Annotated in this window: 32 protein-coding genes and 2 pseudogenes; 3 read left to right on the top strand and 31 right to left on the bottom strand. The window is 43.6% G+C overall.

The genetic code is table 11. The features are described from left to right. The first annotated feature begins 56 nt into the window (after nucleotides 1–56). Complete coding sequence (ppsA, locus tag Vt282_RS18970; RefSeq protein ID WP_162064404.1) at nucleotides 57–2426, top strand: phosphoenolpyruvate synthase; 2370 nt, start codon at nucleotides 57–59, stop codon at nucleotides 2424–2426. An 84-nt stretch (nucleotides 2427–2510) separates the two neighbouring features. On the opposite strand, the gene Vt282_RS18975 is transcribed toward ppsA, so the two are convergent. The 29 genes and pseudogenes from Vt282_RS18975 to Vt282_RS21085 form a co-directional block, all read right to left on the bottom strand. Beyond that, nucleotides 2511–2855, bottom strand: a complete 345-nt coding sequence (locus Vt282_RS18975; protein WP_415663457.1) for a VOC family protein — start codon at nucleotides 2853–2855, stop codon at nucleotides 2511–2513. A gap of 147 nt (nucleotides 2856–3002) precedes the next feature. Beyond that, entirely contained in the window at nucleotides 3003–3221 is a 219-nt protein-coding gene (locus Vt282_RS20980) for a fibronectin type III-like domain-contianing protein (RefSeq protein WP_232055212.1), read from the bottom strand. Between the two features lie 115 nt (nucleotides 3222–3336). After that, nucleotides 3337–3501, bottom strand: a complete 165-nt coding sequence (locus tag Vt282_RS20985) for a glycoside hydrolase family 3 C-terminal domain-containing protein (protein WP_332057973.1) — start codon at nucleotides 3499–3501, stop codon at nucleotides 3337–3339. After that, nucleotides 3425–3727, bottom strand: coding sequence for a glycoside hydrolase family 3 C-terminal domain-containing protein (locus Vt282_RS20990; protein WP_232055214.1), 303 nt, complete (start codon nucleotides 3725–3727; stop codon nucleotides 3425–3427). The genes Vt282_RS20985 and Vt282_RS20990 overlap by 77 nt, the downstream gene beginning before the upstream one ends. 431 nt (nucleotides 3728–4158) lie before the next feature. Continuing rightward, nucleotides 4159–4329 carry a glycoside hydrolase family 3 N-terminal domain-containing protein gene (locus Vt282_RS20995; RefSeq protein WP_269472638.1) on the bottom strand — a complete coding sequence of 57 codons (171 nt, stop codon included), beginning with the start codon at nucleotides 4327–4329 and terminating at the stop codon, nucleotides 4159–4161. 475 nt (nucleotides 4330–4804) lie between these two features. Next, the gene (locus Vt282_RS21000; protein ID WP_232055215.1) at nucleotides 4805–4966 is read right to left on the bottom strand and encodes a hypothetical protein; all 162 of its coding nucleotides are present in this window, start codon (nucleotides 4964–4966) and stop codon (nucleotides 4805–4807) included. A gap of 534 nt (nucleotides 4967–5500) precedes the next feature. Continuing rightward, nucleotides 5501–5710 (bottom strand): ABC transporter permease family protein, encoded by a 210-nt coding sequence (locus tag Vt282_RS21005; protein WP_232055216.1) that lies wholly within the window; start codon nucleotides 5708–5710, stop codon nucleotides 5501–5503. A 1636-nt stretch (nucleotides 5711–7346) separates the two neighbouring features. Then, on the bottom strand, nucleotides 7347–7925 hold the full coding sequence (locus tag Vt282_RS21010) for a type 2 periplasmic-binding domain-containing protein (protein ID WP_232055304.1): 579 nt from the start codon (nucleotides 7923–7925) through the stop codon (nucleotides 7347–7349). Next, nucleotides 7837–8190, bottom strand: a complete 354-nt coding sequence (locus Vt282_RS21865) for an extracellular solute-binding protein (RefSeq protein WP_232055217.1) — start codon at nucleotides 8188–8190, stop codon at nucleotides 7837–7839. Before Vt282_RS21865 ends, Vt282_RS21010 begins: the two co-directional genes overlap by 89 nt. Beyond that, nucleotides 8160–8342, bottom strand: a complete 183-nt coding sequence (locus Vt282_RS21020; RefSeq protein WP_232055218.1) for a hypothetical protein — start codon at nucleotides 8340–8342, stop codon at nucleotides 8160–8162. The genes Vt282_RS21865 and Vt282_RS21020 overlap by 31 nt, the downstream gene beginning before the upstream one ends. A 127-nt stretch (nucleotides 8343–8469) precedes the next feature. Further along, a complete protein-coding gene (locus tag Vt282_RS21025; protein WP_232055219.1) occupies nucleotides 8470–8865 on the bottom strand; it encodes a substrate-binding domain-containing protein in 396 nt (131 codons plus the stop codon). 205 nt (nucleotides 8866–9070) lie between these two features. Further along, nucleotides 9071–9352, bottom strand: coding sequence for a LacI family DNA-binding transcriptional regulator (locus Vt282_RS21030; protein WP_232055220.1), 282 nt, complete (start codon nucleotides 9350–9352; stop codon nucleotides 9071–9073). A gap of 256 nt (nucleotides 9353–9608) precedes the next feature. Then, entirely contained in the window at nucleotides 9609–9857 is a 249-nt protein-coding gene (locus tag Vt282_RS21035; protein ID WP_232055221.1) for a hypothetical protein, read from the bottom strand. A 49-nt stretch (nucleotides 9858–9906) separates the two neighbouring features. Continuing rightward, nucleotides 9907–10269 (bottom strand): hypothetical protein, encoded by a 363-nt coding sequence (locus tag Vt282_RS21040; RefSeq protein ID WP_232055222.1) that lies wholly within the window; start codon nucleotides 10267–10269, stop codon nucleotides 9907–9909. Further along, nucleotides 10235–10582, bottom strand: coding sequence for a hypothetical protein (locus Vt282_RS21045; RefSeq protein ID WP_232055223.1), 348 nt, complete (start codon nucleotides 10580–10582; stop codon nucleotides 10235–10237). Before Vt282_RS21045 ends, Vt282_RS21040 begins: the two co-directional genes overlap by 35 nt. Nucleotides 10583–10834: 252 nt before the next feature. Beyond that, nucleotides 10835–11035, bottom strand: coding sequence for a hypothetical protein (locus tag Vt282_RS21050; RefSeq protein ID WP_232055224.1), 201 nt, complete (start codon nucleotides 11033–11035; stop codon nucleotides 10835–10837). Nucleotides 11036–11442: 407 nt separating this feature from the next. Continuing rightward, nucleotides 11443–11613: a hypothetical protein gene (locus Vt282_RS21055; RefSeq protein ID WP_232055225.1), complete on the bottom strand. Its 171-nt coding sequence runs from the start codon at nucleotides 11611–11613 to the stop codon at nucleotides 11443–11445. Further along, nucleotides 11603–11811: pseudogene (locus Vt282_RS21870) on the bottom strand (hypothetical protein). The gene Vt282_RS21055 and the pseudogene Vt282_RS21870 overlap by 11 nt, the downstream one beginning before the upstream one ends. Beyond that, entirely contained in the window at nucleotides 11808–12491 is a 684-nt protein-coding gene (locus Vt282_RS21060) for a hypothetical protein (protein ID WP_232055226.1), read from the bottom strand. The pseudogene Vt282_RS21870 and the gene Vt282_RS21060 overlap by 4 nt, the downstream one beginning before the upstream one ends. A 78-nt stretch (nucleotides 12492–12569) precedes the next feature. Continuing rightward, entirely contained in the window at nucleotides 12570–12836 is a 267-nt protein-coding gene (locus Vt282_RS21065; RefSeq protein ID WP_232055227.1) for a hypothetical protein, read from the bottom strand. A 314-nt stretch (nucleotides 12837–13150) separates the two neighbouring features. Further along, a complete protein-coding gene (locus Vt282_RS21875) occupies nucleotides 13151–13294 on the bottom strand; it encodes a hypothetical protein (protein ID WP_232055305.1) in 144 nt (47 codons plus the stop codon). Further along, nucleotides 13285–14013 (bottom strand): annotated as a pseudogene (locus Vt282_RS19005) (ABC transporter ATP-binding protein); the annotation flags it as partial. The gene Vt282_RS21875 and the pseudogene Vt282_RS19005, both read right to left, overlap by 10 nt. 197 nt (nucleotides 14014–14210) lie before the next feature. Beyond that, on the bottom strand, nucleotides 14211–14654 hold the full coding sequence (locus Vt282_RS19010; protein ID WP_162064405.1) for a hypothetical protein: 444 nt from the start codon (nucleotides 14652–14654) through the stop codon (nucleotides 14211–14213). Between the two features lie 420 nt (nucleotides 14655–15074). Further along, nucleotides 15075–15503 carry a hypothetical protein gene (locus Vt282_RS19015; RefSeq protein WP_162064406.1) on the bottom strand — a complete coding sequence of 143 codons (429 nt, stop codon included), beginning with the start codon at nucleotides 15501–15503 and terminating at the stop codon, nucleotides 15075–15077. A 131-nt stretch (nucleotides 15504–15634) separates the two neighbouring features. After that, a complete protein-coding gene (locus Vt282_RS20235; protein ID WP_197740100.1) occupies nucleotides 15635–15994 on the bottom strand; it encodes a hypothetical protein in 360 nt (119 codons plus the stop codon). A gap of 112 nt (nucleotides 15995–16106) precedes the next feature. Continuing rightward, nucleotides 16107–16412 (bottom strand): hypothetical protein, encoded by a 306-nt coding sequence (locus tag Vt282_RS20240; protein WP_197740101.1) that lies wholly within the window; start codon nucleotides 16410–16412, stop codon nucleotides 16107–16109. Nucleotides 16413–16655: 243 nt separating this feature from the next. Beyond that, nucleotides 16656–16958 carry a hypothetical protein gene (locus Vt282_RS21075; protein WP_232055228.1) on the bottom strand — a complete coding sequence of 101 codons (303 nt, stop codon included), beginning with the start codon at nucleotides 16956–16958 and terminating at the stop codon, nucleotides 16656–16658. Continuing rightward, a complete protein-coding gene (locus Vt282_RS21080) occupies nucleotides 16909–17193 on the bottom strand; it encodes a hypothetical protein (RefSeq protein WP_232055229.1) in 285 nt (94 codons plus the stop codon). The genes Vt282_RS21075 and Vt282_RS21080 overlap by 50 nt, the downstream gene beginning before the upstream one ends. Nucleotides 17194–17762: 569 nt before the next feature. Continuing rightward, a complete protein-coding gene (locus Vt282_RS21085) occupies nucleotides 17763–17987 on the bottom strand; it encodes a hypothetical protein (RefSeq protein ID WP_232055230.1) in 225 nt (74 codons plus the stop codon). Between the two features lie 824 nt (nucleotides 17988–18811). Between Vt282_RS21085 and Vt282_RS21880 the strand changes: the two genes are divergently transcribed. Further along, nucleotides 18812–19099 (top strand): putative glycoside hydrolase, encoded by a 288-nt coding sequence (locus tag Vt282_RS21880; protein ID WP_162064576.1) that lies wholly within the window; start codon nucleotides 18812–18814, stop codon nucleotides 19097–19099. A gap of 572 nt (nucleotides 19100–19671) precedes the next feature. On the opposite strand, the gene Vt282_RS19035 is transcribed toward Vt282_RS21880, so the two are convergent. Both Vt282_RS19035 and Vt282_RS19040 read right to left on the bottom strand, forming a co-directional pair. Next, nucleotides 19672–20592 (bottom strand): bifunctional helix-turn-helix transcriptional regulator/GNAT family N-acetyltransferase, encoded by a 921-nt coding sequence (locus Vt282_RS19035; protein ID WP_162064407.1) that lies wholly within the window; start codon nucleotides 20590–20592, stop codon nucleotides 19672–19674. A gap of 128 nt (nucleotides 20593–20720) precedes the next feature. Further along, entirely contained in the window at nucleotides 20721–21665 is a 945-nt protein-coding gene (locus Vt282_RS19040) for a LysR family transcriptional regulator (protein ID WP_162064408.1), read from the bottom strand. Between the two features lie 142 nt (nucleotides 21666–21807). On the opposite strand from Vt282_RS19040, the gene Vt282_RS19045 reads away from it, so the two are divergent. Then, on the top strand, nucleotides 21808–22617 hold the full coding sequence (locus Vt282_RS19045; protein WP_162064409.1) for an enoyl-CoA hydratase/isomerase family protein: 810 nt from the start codon (nucleotides 21808–21810) through the stop codon (nucleotides 22615–22617). Nucleotides 22618–22661: the final 44 nt, after the last annotated feature.

Consider the following 22661-nt stretch of genomic DNA (forward strand, 5'->3'; position numbering starts at 1 on the left):
AGCCAAACGTTTGCCATATAAAACCCTACGCTAAATGCTGCAATCTGGAGAAAGATATGCAAAACAATACCCTATGGTTCAATGGCCTATCCATGGAAGATGTTGATAAGGTCGGTGGTAAAAATGCCTCACTCGGTGAAATGGTTTCCAACCTTGCCAAAGCCGGAGTCTCCGTGCCTAACGGTTTTGCTACGACCTCTTATGCCTTTAACCAATTTCTCGATCATGACGGACTTGATGAACGAATCCATCAACTTCTTGACCAACTCAATGTTGAAGACGTTGACGCACTGCGCAAAACTGGCGCACAAATTCGTCAATGGGTACTAGATGCGCCTTTCCCCACAGATTTAGAACAAGATATTCGTGATAATTACGCCGAACTGACTGCCGGCAAGCCTGAAATGTCGGTGGCAGTTCGCTCTTCTGCCACGGCTGAAGACCTTCCTGATGCTTCTTTTGCAGGCCAACAAGAAACATTTCTTAACGTCAAAGGCATCGATGCGGTGCTCGAAGCAACCAAACATGTCTACGCTTCACTATTTAATGACCGTGCAATTTCCTACCGTGTACACCAAGGCTTTAACCACCGTGGCATCTCATTATCGGCAGGGATTCAATGCATGGTGCGCTCTGACAAAGCCTCTTCTGGCGTCATGTTTACCCTTGATACCGAGTCCGGCTTTGACCAAGTGGTCTTTATTACCTCTTCTTGGGGCTTAGGCGAAATGGTGGTGCAAGGGGCGGTCAACCCAGACGAATTCTACGTCCACAAACCAATGCTGGAAGCGGGTCACCATTCGATCGTTAAAAAGACCTTTGGCTCAAAACAGATCAAAATGATCTACTCACCAAATCCAGAGATTGGCAAACAAGTTGAAATTATTGATACCGATGAGCATGAACGTAACCAGTTTTCACTCAACGATGCCGAAATCGAAGAATTGGCCAAACAAGCGCTGATCATTGAAAAACACTATCAGCGCCCGATGGACATTGAATGGGCAAAAGATGGCATTGATGGGCAGCTATACATCGTACAAGCACGCCCAGAAACGGTATGTTCGCAAAGCCAGCAAAACGTCATCGAACGCTACGAGTTGAACAATAAAGCGGAAGTTTTGCTTGAAGGCCGCGCGATTGGTCAACGTATCGGAACAGGTCCGGTGCGTTTGGTCGACTCACTCGATCAAATGTCACTGGTGCAAGATGGTGATGTGCTCGTCACTGACATGACGGACCCAGACTGGGAACCAGTCATGAAAAAAGCCTCAGCCATTGTGACTAACCGCGGTGGCCGAACTTGTCATGCAGCCATCATCGCACGTGAACTTGGTATTCCTGCGATCGTCGGTTGTGGTAATGCAACTGAGGCACTGGCTGACGGTGGCACGGTGACCGTTTCTTGTGCTGAAGGCGAAACCGGCTATGTGTATAAAGGTGAGCTCGATTTTGAAGTAAAACGCTCTGCGGTCGATGAGCTGCCGCTCCTCCCTACCAAAGTGATGATGAACGTCGGTAACCCAGATCGCGCGTTTGATTTCGCCCAAATCCCAAACGAAGGGGTCGGTCTGGCAAGACTTGAATTTATCATCAACAAAATGATTGGCATTCACCCTAAAGCCCTGCTTAACTTCGAGGCTCAATCGGATGAACTTAAAGCCCAAATCAAGCAACATATTCGTGGCTATAAAGACCCCGTCGAGTTTTACGTCAGCAAGCTGACCGAAGGAATTGCCACTATCGCCGCCGCATTCTGGCCAAAACGTGTCATTGTGCGCATGTCTGACTTTAAATCCAATGAATATGCCAATCTGATTGGCGGTAAAGCTTACGAGCCACATGAAGAGAACCCAATGCTTGGTTTCCGTGGCGCTTCTCGCTACATTGCGGCCGACTTTGAGCCTTGTTTTGGGCTTGAAACCCAAGCCATTAAACGTGTGCGTAATGAGATGGGGCTGAAAAACGTAGAAATCATGATCCCATTTGTTCGCACCACCGATGAAGCCGCAGCAGTGATTGATCTCTTGGCAAAATTTGACCTGCGCCGTGGGGAACAGGGCCTTAAAGTGATCATGATGTGCGAATTACCATCCAATGCAGTGGTAGCCGAGGAGTTCCTCAAGCACTTTGATGGCTTCTCAATCGGCTCAAACGACATGACCCAGTTAACGCTCGGCCTAGACCGCGATTCTGGCGATGTGGCATATCTGTTTGATGAGCGCAATCCTGCGGTAAAAGCGATGTTGAAAATGGCGATCGAAGCGGCCACCAAGGCAGGTAAATACGTTGGTATTTGCGGCCAAGGCCCATCGGATCATGACGATCTCGCTCAGTGGTTAATGGAACAAGGCATCAGCTCAGTATCACTTAATCCAGACACAGTGATTGATACTTGGTTGAAACTCAGCAAAGTGGGTAACTAATATACCCATTCTATAAACAAGCCCTTGCTGTGTAAGCAGGGCTTTCTATATGATCGATATTCTCAACTAGGATGAACGCTGATCTCAATCAGATTTTGTCGGATCAACAAATATACCGGTGAATTGCACCAACAGCCCCGACTTTTCTACTGGCCCTTCGATAATCTCAACCTTTTCTTTCTGTAGATGCTCAATAACGTCAGCCAGCGGCCAATTGGTGATTAAGCACACATCGCCTGAGCCTACATTGGCAATATTTCTCGGCTCTTGCCCCAAAAGCTGCAAATTGATCTTCTGCTGACCAAATTTTAACGCTCGGCGGCCATTAGCAAACGTCACCGCTTCCATGCATAACACCCGCTGATAAAAGCTGACCGACCGTTCGATATCAGCAACAGTAAGCACGATATGGTCAATATGGCTGATCATGGCTATCCACCCTTTGTGACCTCAGCTACCCTATTGGATATGGTTTCTATTCAGACTAATTGTTAGTACTTACTTCACATCCTCATACTCGTGTTGGAGTCGGTACCGACAAAGATCTGTAATTGTGTTGCTTCTTGCTCAAAACGATCATTGATTCCCGTAAAACGCTAGTTCATCTGCCTTAATGGTAAAGCAAACCTTAGTTTCCTCACCTGCTGCGATAAACTGTTTTGCAAAGCCTTTGAGCTCGCGCTTAGGTCGTGTCGTTGAAGTGCCCGTTTGCGAAATGTGGCATTGAACAACTTCGTAACCATCGACTGCTGAACTATTGCGTACATCAACAGCAACTTCAATATCATCACCCACTGAATAGCGCTCTGAATTCACAACTAAATTGGAATATTCAGATTGACTGAAGCTAAGCCCATGCCAAACGGATACAATGGCGTATGCTGAGGTCTTTATACGCTCCTGAACGCCCTCATCTACCCAACTCTTTACGCGCATAGTAAATTGGAATTTGACCAGTTGATCTTGGTACCGTCATGGTCAGTTTACCTGACGGATTATTAATACCATAGAGTGTTCGAGCTACCGCATTGCCCGTTTGAGTGCCACTTTGCAAGCATAGATTGGGCATCTGCATAACGCTCAATCGCAGCAGACGGCACTGGACGCCCAGTACATTGCACGATGATTAACGGTTTACCCGTTCTACCAATCGCTTCAATCATCTGCTCTTGACCTGCGGGTAAGGTAAGCTCAGCAATATTTCTTGCTTCACCCGTTCTGCGGTGGCTTTCTCCAACACAGCACCACAATATCAGCACGATGCGCACACTCAACCATCTCATCACTAAATGCACAATCATCGGTGATGACCGTGTTTCGCATTACTCAGTTGTTTAATACCTTCAATAATAGAGACCACATCATCGGCTTTACCATCAAGACACCAGAACCAAGATGCTGGCGTTTTGGTCAGCATGCGGACCAATAACGGCTACTGTCAAACCGCTGTCTTGTAGCGGTAAATATGCCTTGTTGTTTTCAGCATCACCAAGCATTGCTCGGCAAGCTTAAGCGCCATCTCGCTGTGGGAAGATTTACCCAACATCTGTTTGTGAGATTCAGGATCTACATAAGGGGTTTTCAAATAGCCCGGCTCGGAACTTAGTTAGCAAAACACGGCGTACAGAGTCATCAACATAGTTCATCAACTCAGTTTTTCTCTAACGCTGATGCGACAAAATCCTCATAAGCTTCATGGGTCATCGCCATATCAATGCCGGCTTGAAGTGCTTTAACCGCCGCTTCTGTGCCATTTTTGCGACGCCAAAGTACTCAGATCAGAAATTGAGCCCCAATCGCTAACAACCATGCCAGAAAATCTTTGTTGTTGTTTTAACCAACCTTGAACCAGCGCTTTAGAGCCTGTCACTGGCGTGCCACCAAGATCATTAAAACCTGACATCACGTTGCGACACCACCTCAATTGCTGCTTTAAATGGTGGCAGATAAACGTTATGTAAAAGTGTTAGCAGAGATCTCGGTGGTATCATAGTCACGCCACCTTCAGAAGCGCCATAACCGACAAAATGCTTAGCGCATGCCACTAAACTGTCAGCCGCAGGCAGGATCGTCGCCTTGAAACCTTTACGACTGCTTTGCCATTTGGCTGGTTAAAACGGATCTTCACCTGAACTTTCAATAACTCGACCCCAACGAGGATCGCGCACAAATGTCGAGCATCGGGCAAAGTCAATTAATGCCTAAGGATGCCGCTTCCGCTGCAATACAGCGATAAACTTTTCAACCAATTCAGGGTTCCATGAACATGATTGAGCTAACGGGATTGGCAGCACGGTTTTTGCCCGTAAATCACATCACGAGCAAAATAATTGGGATCCCAAGTCGACTGCCTTCAACCGCCGCTGTTTGGATTTCATTCAATTGATTTGGGTCAACCGTTTCGCCTGGCGCATTCCCAAAGCGGTATCGGCAAGAATACGCGAGCCCCATTCACCTCGGCTGACTTTAGCTAAATAAACCTCACGGTTGTCAGCGTATTCCAACATCGGGGACTGGCAAAGTTGACCAATTTTCTCCACCAACAGTCATTTTCGCTAAGAGATCTTCTACGCTCATGATGAGGTAGTGACGCATCTTGATACTTTCCATTGGTTACTCCATATTGCTCCTGGCGTTGTAGTAAGGAAGGCTTCTGTCAGAAACTCTCTCATTTCGCTGGCAAGTTGCACGTTACCTGAATCACTTGCTACCTGTTGAAGTTGATCCGCCGCTTCTGGTATAGCGAGAATCTAGTTCGACATAAATCTGAATAAACTCTTCTAGTTGCTTCGCACTCAACTGATTAATAATCTCGTTTGGCTTCACTAAGGCTTGGTAGTAATAGTTAGGCTTAGGACCGAGCACCGCCCTTCAGGTTTCGATAACTTGTTGATAGCCACCTAAATACTCATCACCTCGGCGCAGCTCCGGTTTGTTCATCCTTTAAGGCAATAATCGTTACCTTGCTGTTTGTTGCTCAGTTGCAAACTCAGTATTGCTGAGAAAGGTTATAGGTTTTAAGCCATGCCACGCTATACGCCACCAGCACCAGTGCCGCCAAAGCGCCCACTTGATCAGATTGTGTTCATCACTTCACCTACCCCGGTAAACGCTTTAATGAAGTTCTTTTGCAAACAGAAGAAAACAATATACCGGACCGCTATCATGGTTGTCATCGCCCATAACTGCTCCAAGTTCGTTCCCGGAACTTCAGTTTGGAAGTTATACAAGGCTAATTGCAGCGTCATTAATGACTCATCACGAACGTACAGTAGCGGTCCCATAAAGTCATTCCACGCCCCATGAAGGTCAAATACCTACAGTAGCCAGTGCTGGGCGTAGCATTGGCAGACAATCTTTCTAAAGATGCAGAATTCACTTGCGCCATCAATGCGTGCCGCTTCCAAGGTAAGCGTTGTCAATCTCGCCATAAACTGAACCAACAAAGAAGATGTTATACGCACTGATCGAGCCTGGAATAATCAACACTCGGTGTGTATTAATCAGTTCCACTCATACATCATCATGTAAGTCGGAATGGTAAAAGTACGGCTGGAATCATCATCGAACCCAAAATAACTTTTAACAAAACTCGTCCTGGAAGATTAGTTTGACGATGGCATACAAACCATTGAGAGAACAAAGTATTTAGTGCAGTAACAGAAACTGAGATGAAAATAGTATTAAAGAACCATGAAACAAATTCACTGGCTCAAATACTTCAATATAGCCTTTGAATGACCACTCTTTTGGTAGACTGTTCCGGGTAAATACTTTCTGGACCAGTCTTGAATGAGTTAATAATCATATAAAAGAATGGATACATCACCAATATAGAAACGGAGTACCAAAAGTGCCATAGAATTAATATGGTTTTATTTTTATTCTTTTCCATCGTTAATCTTCGCTTACTAGTGATCTTCAACTGCATCATGGTTAACAAGTAAATAGCAGCAGCAAGCATCAAGCCTATCGTTGACGCCTCACCATCTTCATCTACTCAAAACCTGTTTGATAGAGATATAAAACCGGCGTGCTGCTGATTAGTGGACCACCACTTAAATCAAAGTTCATAAAGACTTCAATGAACATTTTAAACCGTTAATATTCATGGTCATAACAAAGATGATTTGCGGCATGATCGTGGCGGTGTGATTTTGCTCGTTTTACGCCACCACGAAGCGCCATCGATATCAGCAGCTTCAAACAAAGAACGATCAATACTTGCAATACCGCCAAGGGAAAATGATCATCTGAACACCAAACCACTTCCAGGCGCTGAACACTGCAATCACAGGCATTGGCAACCATTGCTCAAACTTCAAAAACAGGCTCGCTTAACATAGATGATTCGACCATCGCTTTACTGGACCAGATGGTCCAGAAACAAAATCAAGATCACCATCGCAACCGTGATCGAAGTAATGACTGGTATAAACATAATGGTTCGGAAGAAACTTGCCATAAATTTAATTCATTTAACAGCAAAGCTAAACCCAAGCCAATAATAAAGCTCAGAAATACAAATATAACCTGGTTAAATAACACGTTAAATAGTGACTTCCAAATAACGTATCTGTTACAACAGAAATCCAGTTTGCCAAACCAACAAACTTAGTGTTTTCCGGAAGCAAAATATTCACATTCAAAAACTACTTTCAAAGAAAGAAAGGAAGATGGATACATCAAAAGAAAACAGTGAAATATATAATCCAAGGTTACCAAGATACATATCCCATAATGAGATTATTTCTTTTCATATTTTTACCACACTAATCCGTTGATATATTATTGCTTAAATATATCTTTAGCCTGTTGACTTGCTGCATCGACAGCTTGTTGAGTGTCACTTCTTTCAACACTACTTTGGAGTATTGCTGCAAAATGATATTGGCCACATCTGCCGACTGTGCAAATGGTTCACTCATGATGGTATAGGAAGTTGCTCCACAAACGGTTTTGCCTCAACACTCTTGTAATAGGGCGCTCTTTCAACGATACCAACGCTGGAAGCTGACCAAGCGTCATGTTCGCTTTGTGGTTTAGCTCGTCATCCATCAAGACTTGGACAAACTGCCAGCTCAACTGCTCTAGTTCTTGATCACTTTTAAAGATCATCAGTGCGCGACCATCTAACGTCGAATAAGATTGATCACCTTTGTTTAGAGTTGGAATCGGCGCTAACCCAACATCTTCACCAATCACCATTGGCTTTTGCAGCTTCCGCCAAGTTGGCTTTCCAACCGAAACCAAACTGTGGCCACATACCAATGTTTCTTGAGAAAAGCTCTTCTCCATAGTAAGTGGGGCATACTGCTGTACTCGCTGCATAGTCGAGAGAAACGTCGCCATATTGGCGTCTTGCTTATCGAAAATGGGATGAGTACCAAAACGGTTTAACAAGGTATATTCACCACCGTTGAAGTTGTAATACAACTGAGCAAGCATCCCCAATACCAGCTCCCGTCGATAGGACGTCATTCCATAGCACTGTCCCATAGACTGGGCTGCCATCGGCTCTTGGCGGCAGTTGGTTTATTTTATTCGCCGCAACAAAACTCATCCCAAGTTTTAGGCGGTTGTTCGGGTCTAATCCCGCTTCACGAAATAGCTCTTTGTTGTAAATCATTAGCTGGGTGGTCACATTCCATGGAATGTAGTAGCTGCGACAAAATTTTGCGCATAAATACCGGATCAATACGCTCAACCAATTCTTGATAACCTTCGAATTGATCAAAATATGCCAATTTCCCCATCTTGGCATAGCCGGTTGGTAACCAAACACCCTGCATAGAGGTTTGGCAAGTCACCGGCAACCATACGTGTCTCTAGGTTTTCATCGTTCGATACCACCACTTTCACGTCAGGAAAGCGTTTATTAAATTCAGGAATCACTTCCTGACGAACGAAGTTCATATAGTTACCTGCAGGCGTCATCACCTCTAACTTGGTGGCAGCCGCCGCGCGGTTTGATAGCTAAGGCAAGCGCACCCGATTAACCATTTCTTCATGATCACCCTACAAAGTTTCCCTCGAGATCAGCTTAGTTGGTGGATGCGTAATTCTTCCAGGTCTTTTCACCGTTAAGTGCATCAATCAATGTTTGTGCAGCTAACTCACCCATACCTGTTTTCTGATGGGAGATGGTCGTTAACCTAGGAATCATCAATTCAGCCATATGTATATCGTCAAAACCGACTAGCTTCATATCTTCGGGGATATTGATACCGTGCTCTTTTGCAGCACGCATATATAGCCATTTCATCGTTCGCTGCAAAACCGCTTTCGGCTGTTTGCCTTTTCGAGCAGTTCTAGCATTTGTGCGTACTGATTTCTCAGTGAAGTCACTCTCAACCAGCAAGTCATCATTTACAGCAATTTTAGTACCCAAGTGCAGAGATGTATCCATCAAGGCGTTTTTGAGCATCGTATGAGTCATTCGGTCCACCAAAGTAATAAATCTCTTCGCATCCAGAAGCGATCAAGGCTTTGGTGGCAGCAACTACACCACCGAAGTTATCAATCAAAATGTTATAAATGTGTGGACCTGAAACCTCGCGGTCCAAAACTGCAATGGGAAATCCTTTTTCGCTATAGCCTTTAAGAACTCATCATCAAACGAGTTGGTAAGAATAATGGCACCGTCAACGACTCTGTCTCAGAATGTATTTATGCGCAGTCGAATTTTCATTGCCGTACATACTGCATGCCACTAGGTCATATCCATGTTGATGACATACTTGTTCAATACCTTTCACTAATTCACTGTAGATAGGGCCAAACCATGAGTTGAAGAATAGACCGATAGCATTGCTCTTTTTCTGCTTGAGTTGTTTTGCATTGCTATTTGCTACGTAATTCATTTCTGCGGCAACGCTAAGCACGTGCTTGCGTGTAGCTTCACTGATACGAGTGCTTCCGTTCATAGCATAAGAAACGGTCGCAATCGACACGTTTGCTTTTGGCTACATCTTTAATCGTAACTGTCATGTATAAATTATGTCCTTGTTTAGAATCATTAACCGCCAACTGGTTTTGTTGAAACGATTCTACCAAGAAAGCGCATTAAGCAACAATTATTGCTGAATTAGCGTTAGAAGGCGGGAGGTTAATCCGGATTTCCGGATTAACCTCATTTCTTAAAGTAATTTCAGTAAATTGTCGTTCTGATTTAAGTTTTATTCAACCACTACGACATACCAACGCCGCACCGGAACGATAGCGGTTAGGCATTAACTCAAATGGTACGTCTTGACCATTCAGTTTAATCGTTTTAGGTGTATGACTGCCTTGTTGTGGTGAAATAAGCAGTTTAACCAACTTACCTTCGATTTCGTATTCAATAGCAACCTTGCCCAAACGTGGCGAGATAACTGGGTCAAGAACCAAATCATGGTTGTCGAAACGTAGACCGAACACACTACTAATCAATTGATTTAAATGAATCCCAGGCCCACTTGAATAGATTCTCCAGCCACCTTTACTGCCACTTCACCAGAGCGTACTTTTCAAAGTTATCGTAAGCCATGTAACGGTCGTTAAACTTGGCATCAGAGCTCGAAGTATACGTTCGACTGGCGCAGCTCTGCATTTGGAACCCATCTTGAATACCAACAGGAATAATCTTGTACAGGTTATCAAATACCGCTTCTGCATCCCCAGCACATAACGCTTCAATAAAACGAATATGCGCATGGCGGTACTGAAGACCGACTTCACGCCCCAGGTTCGCCGCTAACTCTGCACGTTTAAAATACGTTTGTTCACCCGCTTTATATTCAGCCATTTTATCCATCAAGCGCACACCATCAGGATGAACCAAACGATCTTTGATCACTGCCATGGCTGTGCGCCATTTTCGGCGAAAATGTCTCGGAGATAATTGAGCGACTCGCAGGCAGTAAACGATGCTTAATGCCTGTTTTCTTATCAGCAGGGTGAAGTAAATATTCCACTTCTTTCACTTCGCCATTTTCGGCACGATCAAAGTGAATAAAGCCAGCGATGGTGTCATCTTTAATCAAGTAGTGGTAGTAATCATGCTCCATTGCTTGTGCCAACTGCGCCAGTTGCGCAGAGAACTCAACGTGTGATGCATTCTTTTCTAGCACTGTAACCATGCCTTTCAATGCTTGTAAGGTAAGCGGAATCGTCAACCACTAACCATATTTTCACGCAATGACTGATTCGCAGGCTGCAAAGTATCATCCCAGTCACCATCACCATAACAAAGAGTGACGTACCAGGGGACTAGATTGTCGATAATGTGCTGAACTTGGCGTTCAACGTGAGCAAACAGTGAGTATGTTTGTTCACTCTTCGCAAACCATGATGCGCTAATGTGTATGGCAACATTTCATTGAGCAATTCGAAGTCACCCGTCACAGCGAGGTAATCGGCTAGTGCTTTTAATGGCAAACAACGATGTCACCATGTGACTCTTCTTGTTGAATTACCGCATATTGATCAAACATAAACCATTGTGGCCACGTGCCGGTTTCTTGATACTGATGACTATAGATTTCTTTAAACAAGTCGCGAGCTTTCGCGTACTCTTGCATCGACATAAACAGCTCAAACGGACCTTGCGATACATCACGTGTACCCACGCCGCGCCTGGTATTGCTCTAAACCATGCGGCGTGCTGTAGTGCACACAAGGGCGTTATGTGTAACCAATGTACCGTCTCATTCAGACGTTGGCTGTTCAATTCATCGGCTTCGAAATGCAGCTTGAAACCTTTAGTCAGTTGATTGACTTGAGGTGGCATTTTGCCGTCTCTTCATCAAAATCTACCCACCCTTTTGAATTAACACCGTTAAACTCGCCACAATAGCAATACGAGCTTTATCGCTAACAATACCTTTAAGAACTAGGTATTCAGGAGTTAGTCTCTGGATTGGTGAAGATATCGCTCGCTAAGCTCGGCACTTGGCTCAATTGCGAAACTTAGATCTTTACCGAACTTATCAATCAGTTCATTTCACCGCGAACAACGAAACCTTACCCTCTTGGCTCACAGAATCTTGCTTTCACCTTCGTTGTTGCCAAACACCAATTGATGAGACACTGCAACTTCGAGTAAAGAATTCAGACCATGAGTAGCAATCTCAAGTTGAATGAGCGGCGATTCTGCAGCAGCAAACGAGCGTACTTCAATGAAACCATCGCCGTATTTATAGATCAACGAGTAGTGGTACCAACTTCGTATGCTGAGGCATACCCAAAACTTGGTATTGCTCGCCTTGTTTTACCCAAATTCGCTGACCGCTGTTAGCAAACTGGTTCAATGGGTTACGACATACGCCTAATAGCTTGTTGAAGAAGTATTGCCTAGCGTCAATTGCGAGTTAAATACACCATAGATGTGGTGCGTCGCGCTCATGATTGGGTTGCGGTAATCTTTGTTGTTGCCTGATGCAATGACGCATGACCCGTTGCACGCTCAAGATAGCGCTCTTTAGCTGCTAACGTCACGTATTGGCTGTCGCCATAGAAAAATGACAACAATTCAGAGCCCTGCTTTTCAGCGAAACGTCGCTCATCGCCAAACCAATCAACTAACTCTTGCTCCGTAAGCTCTGCGCCATTGATGTATGCCGCTTTTGCTTGGGGCTGATGTTTCCAGCGCTGACTCAAGTTGAGAGCAGCCAGACTTGGCATGCAATTCAACAATCGTTGACATCGCAATGGGTTGAGTCCAGTTAGAGCTAGAACAATTGGCTTCCACAATCGCATAGAAAGTATGGATAGCTGCCTTGTTTGACTGAGCAATGCTTGGCGCAGTTTGCAAAGCAACATAGCCAAATTCATATGGTACTTTTCGTTTGGTAGTTCACGCAGTTCCAGTGCCGCTGCCTGACCAGTAAACTTAAATTGTTTACCGAAGAATTGATAGCCATCTGTACTGTAAACCAACGATAGGGCTGAAACAACCAAGTTGAATACGAGGGTTACCAGAACTTTGCGGTAAGTTCTGGCGACTACATAGCGTAAACCACACTCAGGTGAATTAAACACCTCATGATCAAGGTACTGTGAACAGTATGCTTCATTGGTTTTCACTGCGCCTTCATCAGCTAAGCCAAGGTCTTGACCGTAAACGGATCATAGTTGAAATCGCTACCACTGGTGTTCAACACTTCAACGTCGTAAAGCATTCTCGACAATTTTTACTGCAACAGTAGCTTGGAATACGTCGGTTGTCGTGCGCCATGCAGGTAAACCACTTGACTGTATAAACGTTTCAATTTGTTGATTAAAAAGCAACGGCGTTGCTGTTACCACATCATTTTCAAATGCGTAAGTAAATATTGCTGATTGCGTGTTCGCCAGTTGGTGTTCAAATAGCGATACCATCAGTTTGTCACTGCGAATAGCAGCCAACATGCCCTGTGGGCTAAATGTCATATTGAGTTTTCACCACCGACATTCAGTGCCGGTTGATTAATTTATTGGTACATTGCGAATACTCTCAGACGCCGCAAAGATTAAGAATAAAATATTGTTGTCAGTCGCATCATCAAACAGATGACACTTACTCATGAATAGTTCGATATAGCAACGGCTTGCAACCAATGGGATCAGCTCTCGATCTGACTGCTTACATACCACTCGGCAACCAAGTACATTAAGGTGGATATATACCTCCGAGCCAAGTTCCTATCGCTTCAACTTCCGCTGATAACGTATTGGGATTACTTTCGCTGCACACAGCGATATGCTCAGGTCGAATACCACACATGAACGGGTTTATCTAGCCACATTTCTGCCCGTGCGTGACGCTCTTGTGGCGATCGCACTTTACCACCTAAGTTAACACCAACCGCATCGCCCGATTTAACCACTTTACCACCTAGCATATTCATTGCTGGCGACCAATAAATTCTGCTACAAAGCGATTCTTTGGATTGTGATAAACGTTCATCGGTGTATCAACTTGCATGATACTGCCTTTGTTAAGAATGCATACACGGTCACCATCGTCATTGCTTCCACCTGATCATGTGTAACGTAAATCATGGTCGCAGGGCTACCGGAATCCTTTAGCTGCTGGTGCAAACGCGTAATACGCATGCGCATTGATACCGCAATTTAGCATCAAGGTTTGATAACGGTTCATCAAAAGAAATACCTGGTTTGCGCACCATTGCGCGTCCGAGCCACTCGTTGACGCTGACCGCCAGACATCTGCTTCGGCTTGCGATCAGGCAACTCAGTAATCTCTAGTAGCTCAGCAGCTTCTGCTACACGACGTTCAATTTCTTGTTTGATTTCTTAGCTGTCTCCAAACCGAACGCCATGTTTTCATAGGTTGTCATATGTGGGTATAGCGCATAGTTTGGAAAACCATCGCAATTCCACGGTCTTTTGGAGGCAAGTCATTACACACCTTGTCACCAATTGATAACTGACCGCTGGTAATGCTTTCTAATCCTGCAACCATTCTCAGCATGGTTGATTTCGCACATCCTGAAGGTCCAACTAGCACCATAAATTCACCATCCTTGATGTCTAAAACATCATGAATCGCGTGGAAACCGTTGTCATAAACCTTATTGATGCCTTCGAGTGTAACCTTTGCCATTGGCTTTTTATTCCTATTCAAAAGCTATGTTAAACGTTTCAACAAAGAGTAGCGATACAGAGGTTTTAATCAATCTATAAATACAACTACTCTTACGTTTCGTGATCTTTTATCTAGTGTTACGGGGTAGCGGATAAGTTTCATCAGCAACAAAGTCGTCATACATTAACTCAGAGTCGCTTGATAATTTCTTGAAGCTAAATAGCGATGAACGTTGCCACGTATAGACTCAGAAATGAATGCTCCCACAAACATCCCCTGATCAAGACCAATGACTTTATGAGATACTTCTCCTTGGTCATTGATAGCATCAACCCATCAGCACTGGTTTCTATTTGCGGATTATCCTGTTTAAGTTTGTTTAAACGATTTAAGGCGTCCGTTTCATTTATCATGTAATAGAGCGCTAGAGTATGCGGAGAACCTGTTGTTCCTGTCTCGATCGAATTACCAAATTTGCGATAACTTTCTGAGACGCTTTCTAAACCATAAGCGGCATAGCCGTCAGCAACGGTAGCCGAAGCGGAAACAAATGGAATACTGTACTTGTCCGCGTAAGTTGCATGGACACGAGAAAAGTCAGTCACTATCTGATAATCCGGTATTAAACTCGCCTCATCTAGCCACAATGCTGGCAACATAGCTTGGAAATAAGAACCATCCCAAGTCAGTAGCGATTTACTGTGTTGCCATTAAGCTCCACATTCCCCGTCATTAACCACATATCTTCAAACACTGTAGTTGGCACTCGCCTTCGCACACTAACACCGCCCAAAGAGGCGCCAGGCGGCTCTCGTTGGCTTTGCGATCGATGTAGTACCAAGAAAATCATTAGATTTATTGCTCCAACCTGCCCTCAATAATCCTCGAGTTGAATCATAAAGCGCTTCCCAACCACTTTGTTGTGCCGTCAGTAGCTGTTCCGCCCGAGCTGCAATTGCGTTTAAACGTTCATTACTATCATTTTCAAAGCGCCAACTAGCCCAGCTAAAGTAAACGACGTAATTGCGTTATCGACAGCCGATGCCGTCGCATCTTGATTAATGGCTAATTTCTGGTTTTCAAATTGGTAGAGCCAATAGAACAATCCACGCCACTTCGGTGCGGCTTCTAATTGTGTCAGAGACTCGCTCTAAACGAGTGATCGCTTTCTCATCGTTAGCTTCAACCATTTCTATCAAGACATTGATATATAAAGCAATGGTTGAAATATTAGTGTAAGAAGAGACCGCTATATTCTCACCGTTAACCAATACGTGGTCGTATGGCAAATGCGTGCTGCTAGAAACACCGATTCCATCCAGAAAGTAATCGATGTTATCTTGCAGTGACTGTTCAAACCCTGCTGGATAGACATCTGGGGCAAGTTCAATTGCATTGATCGCCGTGTGATTGGGTAATTGGGTAGACGTTTGACTATCAGATGAACCACCACAACCCATCATCAAAACAAGAGTAGAAGCAACAAAAGGGATAGATATTCGTTTCATAACAACCTCTAAATTAGGCATAAAAAGCCCCGAAGGGCTTTGAGCAGTGTTAGGGCGCAATCTCGATAAGTTTAAATAAACTAATTGGTTAATAACTTATATTGCTTTGCAATTTGATCAGAATGTCCAAATCACGCCGACTTTGGCAAACACACCTCTTTGTCACCCCAAGTGTACTGATTGCCATTGCGCTGTTGATGGTCACGATACGCTAGATCTGCGAGCAGACTGATTGACTGGTTAACCGGAATTTCGGTGTATAACGCATAGTTGTTGTAGTCATACCCCGTACCATCAAAGATTTCGGTTTCACCTAATTCGTATCGTAATTCCAGATATACGCCACTATCGAACTTAAACTGTACGAGCGGCTTAATCGCTGTTTCTGTCCACGCAAAGTCATTCTTATCTTCGTGATATAAGAACTTAGTGCCAAGATTGATCCAGTTATTTAAACGATAAACATAAAGCGGTTCCGTTTCATAAAACATCGCCCCTTCTTCATCCCAATAACCAGACTCAGGTTTAGGTGCAAGAAGTGATTGCCGAAAGTAAAATTCAGCTCTGGCGTGATCTGGTAACGCGTGCTCTCTTCAAAGCCTGTCACTTTTCGTAGCCAAATTCAATCGCATGGTTAAATGACTCGTTTACCCACTTCTCATAACGTGGCATTAATTCCGTAGTCAACAGTGCATTGCCTTCCGAGACTTTGTCTTTACCACGATACTTATGCGTTTCTTTTAACACGTAAGCTAATCGGAAATTATCCGTTATCTTGGTTGAACCATCTGCAAAGATAATCGATTGAAATAGCTGACTTGGTGCATTGTCATAGACATATTCTTCATATTCAAAACCAGTCAGAACACGGGTTCGCTTCATAGTTGCGACAGATTCATTAGAAGCCATCAACACATCACCAAAGCCTCCCACATCTTCTAATCCTCAAAACTGGTGGTGGTAAGTGCACCATAATTGGGAAATTCAATGCCATCCCACATACGAGGTTGCTCTTTTAGCGCAGCATAACCGTCAAGTTCAACGCCTTGCCAGAAGCCTACCTTCTCCCTTCTGCAAATACAGGCAATGAGGATGCGGCAGTAAGAGCGAGCGCAAGTGCCGTTAGTTGTTTCATACTAATACCACTCACTGTTAACCGTTGTTTGGAACATAACTGCGATACATCTGCTGAACATCAGCCATGTAACCACGAGCCGTTAAGTACTTTTCTACATCTGCGTTGATTTCATCAGCTAAGAACACCAACAAACATTCCTTGGTCAGAGATAGGATCTTGGTTGACATTTTTCCTTGTGAATCAACAGCATCATACCAACCAAACTCTGACTCAATTTGCGGGTAGTAGTTCTTCAGCGCTTTCAATGCTTGCACTGATGTTTCAGGGCTAACGATGTAAGACAGTGCGAGCGCATGGCGTGCCAGTTGTACCTTCATGAATTTCATTGTTGAATTTCACTTTGCTCTCTGACAGGAATGGGACACCAAATGCTGCATAGGCGTCATCAACCGTCGCAGAAGAAGATACCAGTGGAATGTTGTGCTTCGCAGCATAAGTCATCTGCAAGAAAGTCATGTCTTTGACCATAGTGTAATCAGGCATCAACTCTTGCTCATTCAGCCAAATTGCAGGCAGCATAGCTTGGAAATAAGCACCATCCCAAGTCAGCATTGGATTGTATTCTTTACCATTGAAAGTGTACTTATGGGTATAGAGTTCCATAGTATCGAAAGCAGATTGAGGGATGGCTTTATCGCCCGTTCCTTTCGTAATAAGCGCAGCCCAAAGTGGCGCTAAACGGCTTTCATTCGCTTTACGGTCGATGTAGTAAGGAAGCGCCGCATCATTTTAGTGCTCCATCCCGCATGCAACAGACCTCGACCTTGGTCATAAATTTCAAACCAGCCTTGTTTTGTCCAACGAGAATGGCTTCAATACGTTCAACAATTTTTGTTTCTCGGCATCCGTTGCGTCCAGGTACGCACCAGCTACGCCTGCGAGTGCAAGAGCTAAGTTGGCGTTATCAACCGCAGGAACAATACCGTCGGCTGTTGGTTTTAGCTTACCTTCAACAATATCGTACGGCCAGAAATATAGACCTTTCCATGTCGGTGTTTCTTCCTAATACATCAAGCACTTCCGCGATACGTGTTAAGGCTTTTCCTTCACCTGCTTTTTCAGCTTCAACCAAAATATTCAGATACAAACCAATTTCTGTCGTGTTTACGTAGTAATGCGGTTTACCTTACCTTCCACAATCGAAACAGTGTCAAAAGAACTTTAGCAACAGGGTCTACGCCAACACCATCTCTAAAGAAGTTAAGGTTATTTTGCAATTCCGCTTTAAATTGCGCTGGATACAGATGGTCACGAACAGATAATTCATTAATAACCACATCGCTTGCGAATGCATTACTAGCGAGGCCAAACAGCACAGCGACTGCGAGTACTTTTGTATTTATCATTGTAGAATTCCGTTTTATTTCGCTGGACTCAAACTTAAACGTTTCTATTAATCTGTGATAAATATTCGTGGTCGTCAATACTGTTAGTTGTGTAAACGTGATCCAGTTACAATATTATTTATTTTTCGAATAAAAATAGCACTAAAAATAAAATTAACCATTTTAATTCAATAACTTAAAGGAACAAAACAATAAATAACACTCATCTATTCATCCAAGTACATTCCGTTAAACCATGCCAAAACTTGGTCATAATCACAAAACGAATAGTCGTTTAAACGTTTTACTTGATTAGTAAAGCCAATATGGACATGCTTTAACCAATTAAACGTTTAAACAAATTTTATCCCTACAAAATTTTAAGCGGTATAACGATATGACCTGTAATGTTTTTAACAAAGCTCCTCGCGACTCTAATATGCACAGCAGGCTTAACTGGCTGTTTAGATGATCCATACAATGAGCCTGATACCTCAACGCCACCACCTACATCACAAGAGATCCTTTATATTCACCAAATGGTGATAGCGCTTTTATTCTGGCGATTACTGATAGTAGTGGAACCGAAGCGATCGTGGACGGTAATAACGTTTCTCAAGGCAATGTTAGCGTTACCAATATCTCTGGCGAAAAAACGGTATGTTAAACGTCACTATCACTGACAATAAATCTGGAAGAATTGCACTCACAAGTGGCGATAGCAGTAATGTTAATTTAAATGTTGATCCTGCAACCTCTACATTGCAGTTTTCTACGCGAGCTATGAGTCTGCCAAGTTCAGGGCAAGAGATTTACATCACTAGCCAAAAGAGCACGACACTGATATAGGTAAAGTATCGCTTACCAGTAGTTACACAGCTAGTTATAAAGGATCGACACAAACAATTAAGATCCCTCTATCCTGTTTTACTGAAGCGGGAATGGACTTTAATGATGCTATATCACCGTTTACTTTCGTATCTAACAACAACCTCAATTTTGATCTTGGCAACATCCGCATCGTGACGAACTCAATAAATCAGCAAGATGTGTTGGAGTGTGACAACACAAGTACTTTACTCAAGCTGATGACCCTAGTGATGCCTTCAAAGCAAGCAAAGTATTTGTGGTAGGAAGCCCTTCAACCGGATGGGCAACAGCAGTTACCAACTGGATGACAGTCGGAAATTCTACCCTTCACTGGGGACATGACCACATTCGCATTGAATACAGTAACGCTCCAGCAGGAGAAAATGGTGGCTTAGTACTTGCAACTCAGGACAAGTCATTAAAGACATATCAAACTATGTAGATAGTGGTGTTCTACAGTTCATGTTTTATGTAGATAGCTATGCTAATCACCCGACTAAACGCTTCCAAGTTCAGATGGAGTCCAGCACTCATGGAACTCCGAGCCATACTTTCTACCAGCAGGAGCAGCAGAGAAAGGTTGGCAGCAAATTCAAGTACCACTGAGAGATCTATTTACTCGTAAAGATGGTTCTATCAATATCAATGCGCTAAGAAATATAGATAAAGCCGTATCAATCTTGCCAGAATGGGTGGAAGGTGAAGACACGCTTCAAGGAATGGACTTCTCTATTGGCAGTGTACAGGTGGTTGTCCCATAACTGAAATTGATATCATTAATACAAGCTTACAGGGAGTTACCTGTAAGCTTTACATAACAGATATATACAGTTAATTAGCAAGCCAAAACTTTATAACCCAACACCGCCTTAAGTTCACCCATAGATTGAAATTGTTGTTTGAGAATACGCATTGGTGTTACTGGCATACCATAGAAATCCACTCTATCACCAATAATCTCGCCACCTAAGTCTGTAAGAATATGAATGGTTGCATCTCGCGCATCCGTCATGATTTCATCGGTGTTGTGGAACAAATACTCGAGGGAATGAAGAGCCAAAGCCTTACCAATACCTAATCCTCTAAAACGACTATCGACTGCAAACCGCCCCCAATGCCATTCTTCATTTTCTTGCCAGCACGCAACTGCACCGACAACGTATTCACCAGAACGAGCTACCCACCATTGTTGTGGAATATCGACATTGAGTGGAACGAGATTGCTAGGTATATTCTGTTCCCCCGTGAATGTATCCAATATTAAATCATCAACCTCAATTTTATACTCTGGTCTTAGTTGCTCAATTTGGACTCTGGCTTTGTTGTGCGTGGCGTTTTTGCGAAATGCACTTAATCTCAATGCTCTTAGCCCCTGAATCACTGTCTCCGACTCTTCACAGGTCATCAACCCAAGCAACTCAGAAAGCTCATTATTTGCTGAGTTGTCAGCACTCGCTAATCGATTTACTCCGCACATAGTGAGCACATAGCTTTTCTGCCGCTTGTCATTGGGGTTACAAACTACGTCAACGAACTTCATTTCGACTAACGTGTTAATGGCTCGACTTAGCGATCCTTTTTCAACATTGAGCTGGTTAGACAGCTCCGTAAATGGCGTTAAGCCATTTTTACGTAAATAAGTCAGTAGATGAACTTGGGTGAGTGAGAGCCCTGAATTTAAGCAATTTTTATCTAATAAACCGAGCTCCCTCACTAGATATCTCAGCTCACTACGGATTTGTTCAATAGGCGACATTGCGTTTATCATTAAACTTTGTTGACAGTATCAACAAACTCGCTCAAAGCGCATAAGAAGTCAACTTTGTTGTCAGTAACAACAAAAATAATCAGACCTAGTTAGCATAATGTGCCGATAGGCGTATATCACCCACCATACATTCGACCGAAGTTGGGAATGTTCTTCTCCCAAATCGGTGTTTCCTCGCCAATCACCGCCTTCAATGTATCAATAAACAACTTAGTTTTGATCGGGGCATCACGATGAGGATACACGGCATAAAAAGTACCAAAGTCATCGATGTTTACATCGGTCATAATCGGGATCAGTTTGCCTTGCTTAATTTCGTCTTGCACCATTTGTGCAGTAATCACGGCAAGCGTATTACCACCAGCCGCACTCCTAGCCAACATCTCCACATCATTAACTTTGTACGCAACGTTAAGTTGGAAATACTGCTGTTTGCCTTGATTATCTTGATAACCAAACTTATCAAACAACAAACCAGGGGCGGCATAGATACTGGCAGGTAGCGACTCGAGTTTTTCCAGTGAGTTCACCTCACCATGTTTTTTTAGAAACGCTGGAGAAGCAACAATCAATAATCGACTACGTGCGAGCTTGCGGCTGATCAGAGTCGAGTTTTTAGGCTTGCCAATGCGAAAGCCAATATCAAATCCTTCCTTGACCATATCGACCATTCGATCTTCCAGACGCAGTTCGAATTCCACATCAGGGTACTGTTGCTGAAAAAGTGAAATCGCATCTTGTACATACTGACGACCAAACATGGTTGAGCTTGTAATGCGCAGCAACCCACAAGGTTCAGCATGATAGTTTTGGGCTAAGCGTTGAGTATCACTTAACAGCATTCGCAATGATTTGGCTTGGTTGATCATCTCATTACCTGCCGCAGTCAAAGACAATGAACGTGTAGTGCGATTGAGCAAACGTACGCCCAACTCATCCTCTAAACGGCTGATCTGTTTTGATATGACGGAACGGTCAACATTTTTTTGTTCTGCTACTTTAATGAATGACCCCAGCTCAACCACATCAAGTAACAGTAATAAACGACTAGAAAAATCCATACCACTCCATTGTTGCTTTCATAGCATCAATTATGTGCAAATTAGTTTATTTTCTAATCTTATAACAAACCTATAGTAGCTGCACACAACGGGAGAGGTTCTCCACTCAATTAATTTTGCTATACCCCATGAGGAAGCTACGATGAAAACGCTATCGATCACTCAACAAAACGGCATTACTACAGTAGAAATCAACAATCCACCAGTGAACGTAATCACGGTCGATGTTATCAACGAGGTCAATCAATTTGTTCTGTCGCTGAAAGATGACCGCGAAACGAAAGTCGTGGTATTTAAATCCATGCATGAAACTTTCTTCTTGGCTCATTTAGATTTAAACGTCATCAATGGCACACAAGGTGGTCAAGCGGCATCGATTGAATTCAATCACATGATTGCCAATATTAAAGCGATGAAACAAGTCTCTGTCGCAGTTGTCGATGGCGTAGCTCGAGGTGGTGGCAATGAGTTTGTGATGGCATGTGATTTGGCTTACGGCACTGAAAATGCGGCATTCGCGCAACCTGAGATTCACGTCAACATTCCTACCGGCGGTCAAGGTGCAGTTCAGTTTGCTCGTCGTATGGGAAAAAACAAAGCGCTTCAGGCATTATTGCTTGGCAATGACTTTACGGCTCAGCAAGCAGAGCAACTAAACATCATCACTCAGTTCGTGCCCAAAGCAGAGATAGAGGTATTTTTAGCTGCAACACTGCGTATTATCAGCCAGTTAGAGGTGCGTGATATCGTGATGTATAAAGAGATTATTGCCGCTTCGATTAAAGATGAAGAAGCTGGCGCAGAACTTGAGTTACGCTACTTCTTAGAGCGCGCCAAAGAACAAAAAACGGCGGCTATCATTGCGGCATTTTTAAAACATGCTGGGCAAACTGAGCGTGAAGCCAAAGACATTCAAGGTATCTTTGTGGATACTGCAGCAGAGCTACGCTAATAAAACAAAAGCCAAGCTAGATTATCGCTAACTTGGCTTATAAC

Source organism: Vibrio taketomensis, assembly GCF_009938165.1.
Taxonomy (GTDB): Bacteria; Pseudomonadota; Gammaproteobacteria; order Enterobacterales; family Vibrionaceae; genus Vibrio; species Vibrio taketomensis.

Excerpts from the sequence above, each read along its gene's own strand:
- Vt282_RS21010 (WP_232055304.1), bottom strand. The coding sequence starts at position 7,925 with ATGGGACAGTGCTATGGAATGACGTCCTATCGACGGGAGCTGGTATTG.
- Vt282_RS21040 (WP_232055222.1), bottom strand. The coding sequence starts at position 10,269 with ATGGCAGTGATCAAAGATCGTTTGGTTCATCCTGATGGTGTGCGCTTG.
- Vt282_RS19040 (WP_162064408.1), bottom strand. The coding sequence starts at position 21,665 with ATGGATTTTTCTAGTCGTTTATTACTGTTACTTGATGTGGTTGAGCTG.
- Vt282_RS19015 (WP_162064406.1), bottom strand. The coding sequence starts at position 15,503 with ATGAAACGAATATCTATCCCTTTTGTTGCTTCTACTCTTGTTTTGATG.
- Vt282_RS19035 (WP_162064407.1), bottom strand. The coding sequence starts at position 20,592 with ATGTCGCCTATTGAACAAATCCGTAGTGAGCTGAGATATCTAGTGAGG.
- Vt282_RS20995 (WP_269472638.1), bottom strand. The coding sequence starts at position 4,329 with ATGTCAGGTTTTAATGATCTTGGTGGCACGCCAGTGACAGGCTCTAAA.
- Vt282_RS20990 (WP_232055214.1), bottom strand. The coding sequence starts at position 3,727 with ATGATTGTGCATTTAGTGATGAGATGGTTGAGTGTGCGCATCGTGCTG.
- Vt282_RS19010 (WP_162064405.1), bottom strand. The coding sequence starts at position 14,654 with ATGTTGCCAGCATTGTGGCTAGATGAGGCGAGTTTAATACCGGATTAT.
- Vt282_RS21080 (WP_232055229.1), bottom strand. The coding sequence starts at position 17,193 with ATGCTGACTTGGGATGGTGCTTATTTCCAAGCTATGCTGCCTGCAATT.
- Vt282_RS21085 (WP_232055230.1), bottom strand. The coding sequence starts at position 17,987 with ATGATAAATACAAAAGTACTCGCAGTCGCTGTGCTGTTTGGCCTCGCT.
- Vt282_RS21075 (WP_232055228.1), bottom strand. The coding sequence starts at position 16,958 with ATGAAGGTACAACTGGCACGCCATGCGCTCGCACTGTCTTACATCGTT.
- Vt282_RS21065 (WP_232055227.1), bottom strand. The coding sequence starts at position 12,836 with ATGACATTTAGCCCACAGGGCATGTTGGCTGCTATTCGCAGTGACAAA.
- ppsA (WP_162064404.1), top strand. The coding sequence starts at position 57 with ATGCAAAACAATACCCTATGGTTCAATGGCCTATCCATGGAAGATGTT.
- Vt282_RS21020 (WP_232055218.1), bottom strand. The coding sequence starts at position 8,342 with ATGAACTTCGTTCGTCAGGAAGTGATTCCTGAATTTAATAAACGCTTT.
- Vt282_RS19045 (WP_162064409.1), top strand. The coding sequence starts at position 21,808 with ATGAAAACGCTATCGATCACTCAACAAAACGGCATTACTACAGTAGAA.
- Vt282_RS21875 (WP_232055305.1), bottom strand. The coding sequence starts at position 13,294 with ATGAATATGCTAGGTGGTAAAGTGGTTAAATCGGGCGATGCGGTTGGT.
- Vt282_RS21030 (WP_232055220.1), bottom strand. The coding sequence starts at position 9,352 with ATGAACGGAAGCACTCGTATCAGTGAAGCTACACGCAAGCACGTGCTT.
- Vt282_RS21865 (WP_232055217.1), bottom strand. The coding sequence starts at position 8,190 with ATGCCAAGATGGGGAAATTGGCATATTTTGATCAATTCGAAGGTTATC.
- Vt282_RS21005 (WP_232055216.1), bottom strand. The coding sequence starts at position 5,710 with ATGGGACCGCTACTGTACGTTCGTGATGAGTCATTAATGACGCTGCAA.
- Vt282_RS18975 (WP_415663457.1), bottom strand. The coding sequence starts at position 2,855 with ATGATCAGCCATATTGACCATATCGTGCTTACTGTTGCTGATATCGAA.
- Vt282_RS20240 (WP_197740101.1), bottom strand. The coding sequence starts at position 16,412 with ATGGCTTCTAATGAATCTGTCGCAACTATGAAGCGAACCCGTGTTCTG.
- Vt282_RS20985 (WP_332057973.1), bottom strand. The coding sequence starts at position 3,501 with ATGCAGATGCCCAATCTATGCTTGCAAAGTGGCACTCAAACGGGCAAT.
- Vt282_RS21025 (WP_232055219.1), bottom strand. The coding sequence starts at position 8,865 with ATGACTCATACGATGCTCAAAAACGCCTTGATGGATACATCTCTGCAC.
- Vt282_RS20235 (WP_197740100.1), bottom strand. The coding sequence starts at position 15,994 with ATGTTTTATGAAACGGAACCGCTTTATGTTTATCGTTTAAATAACTGG.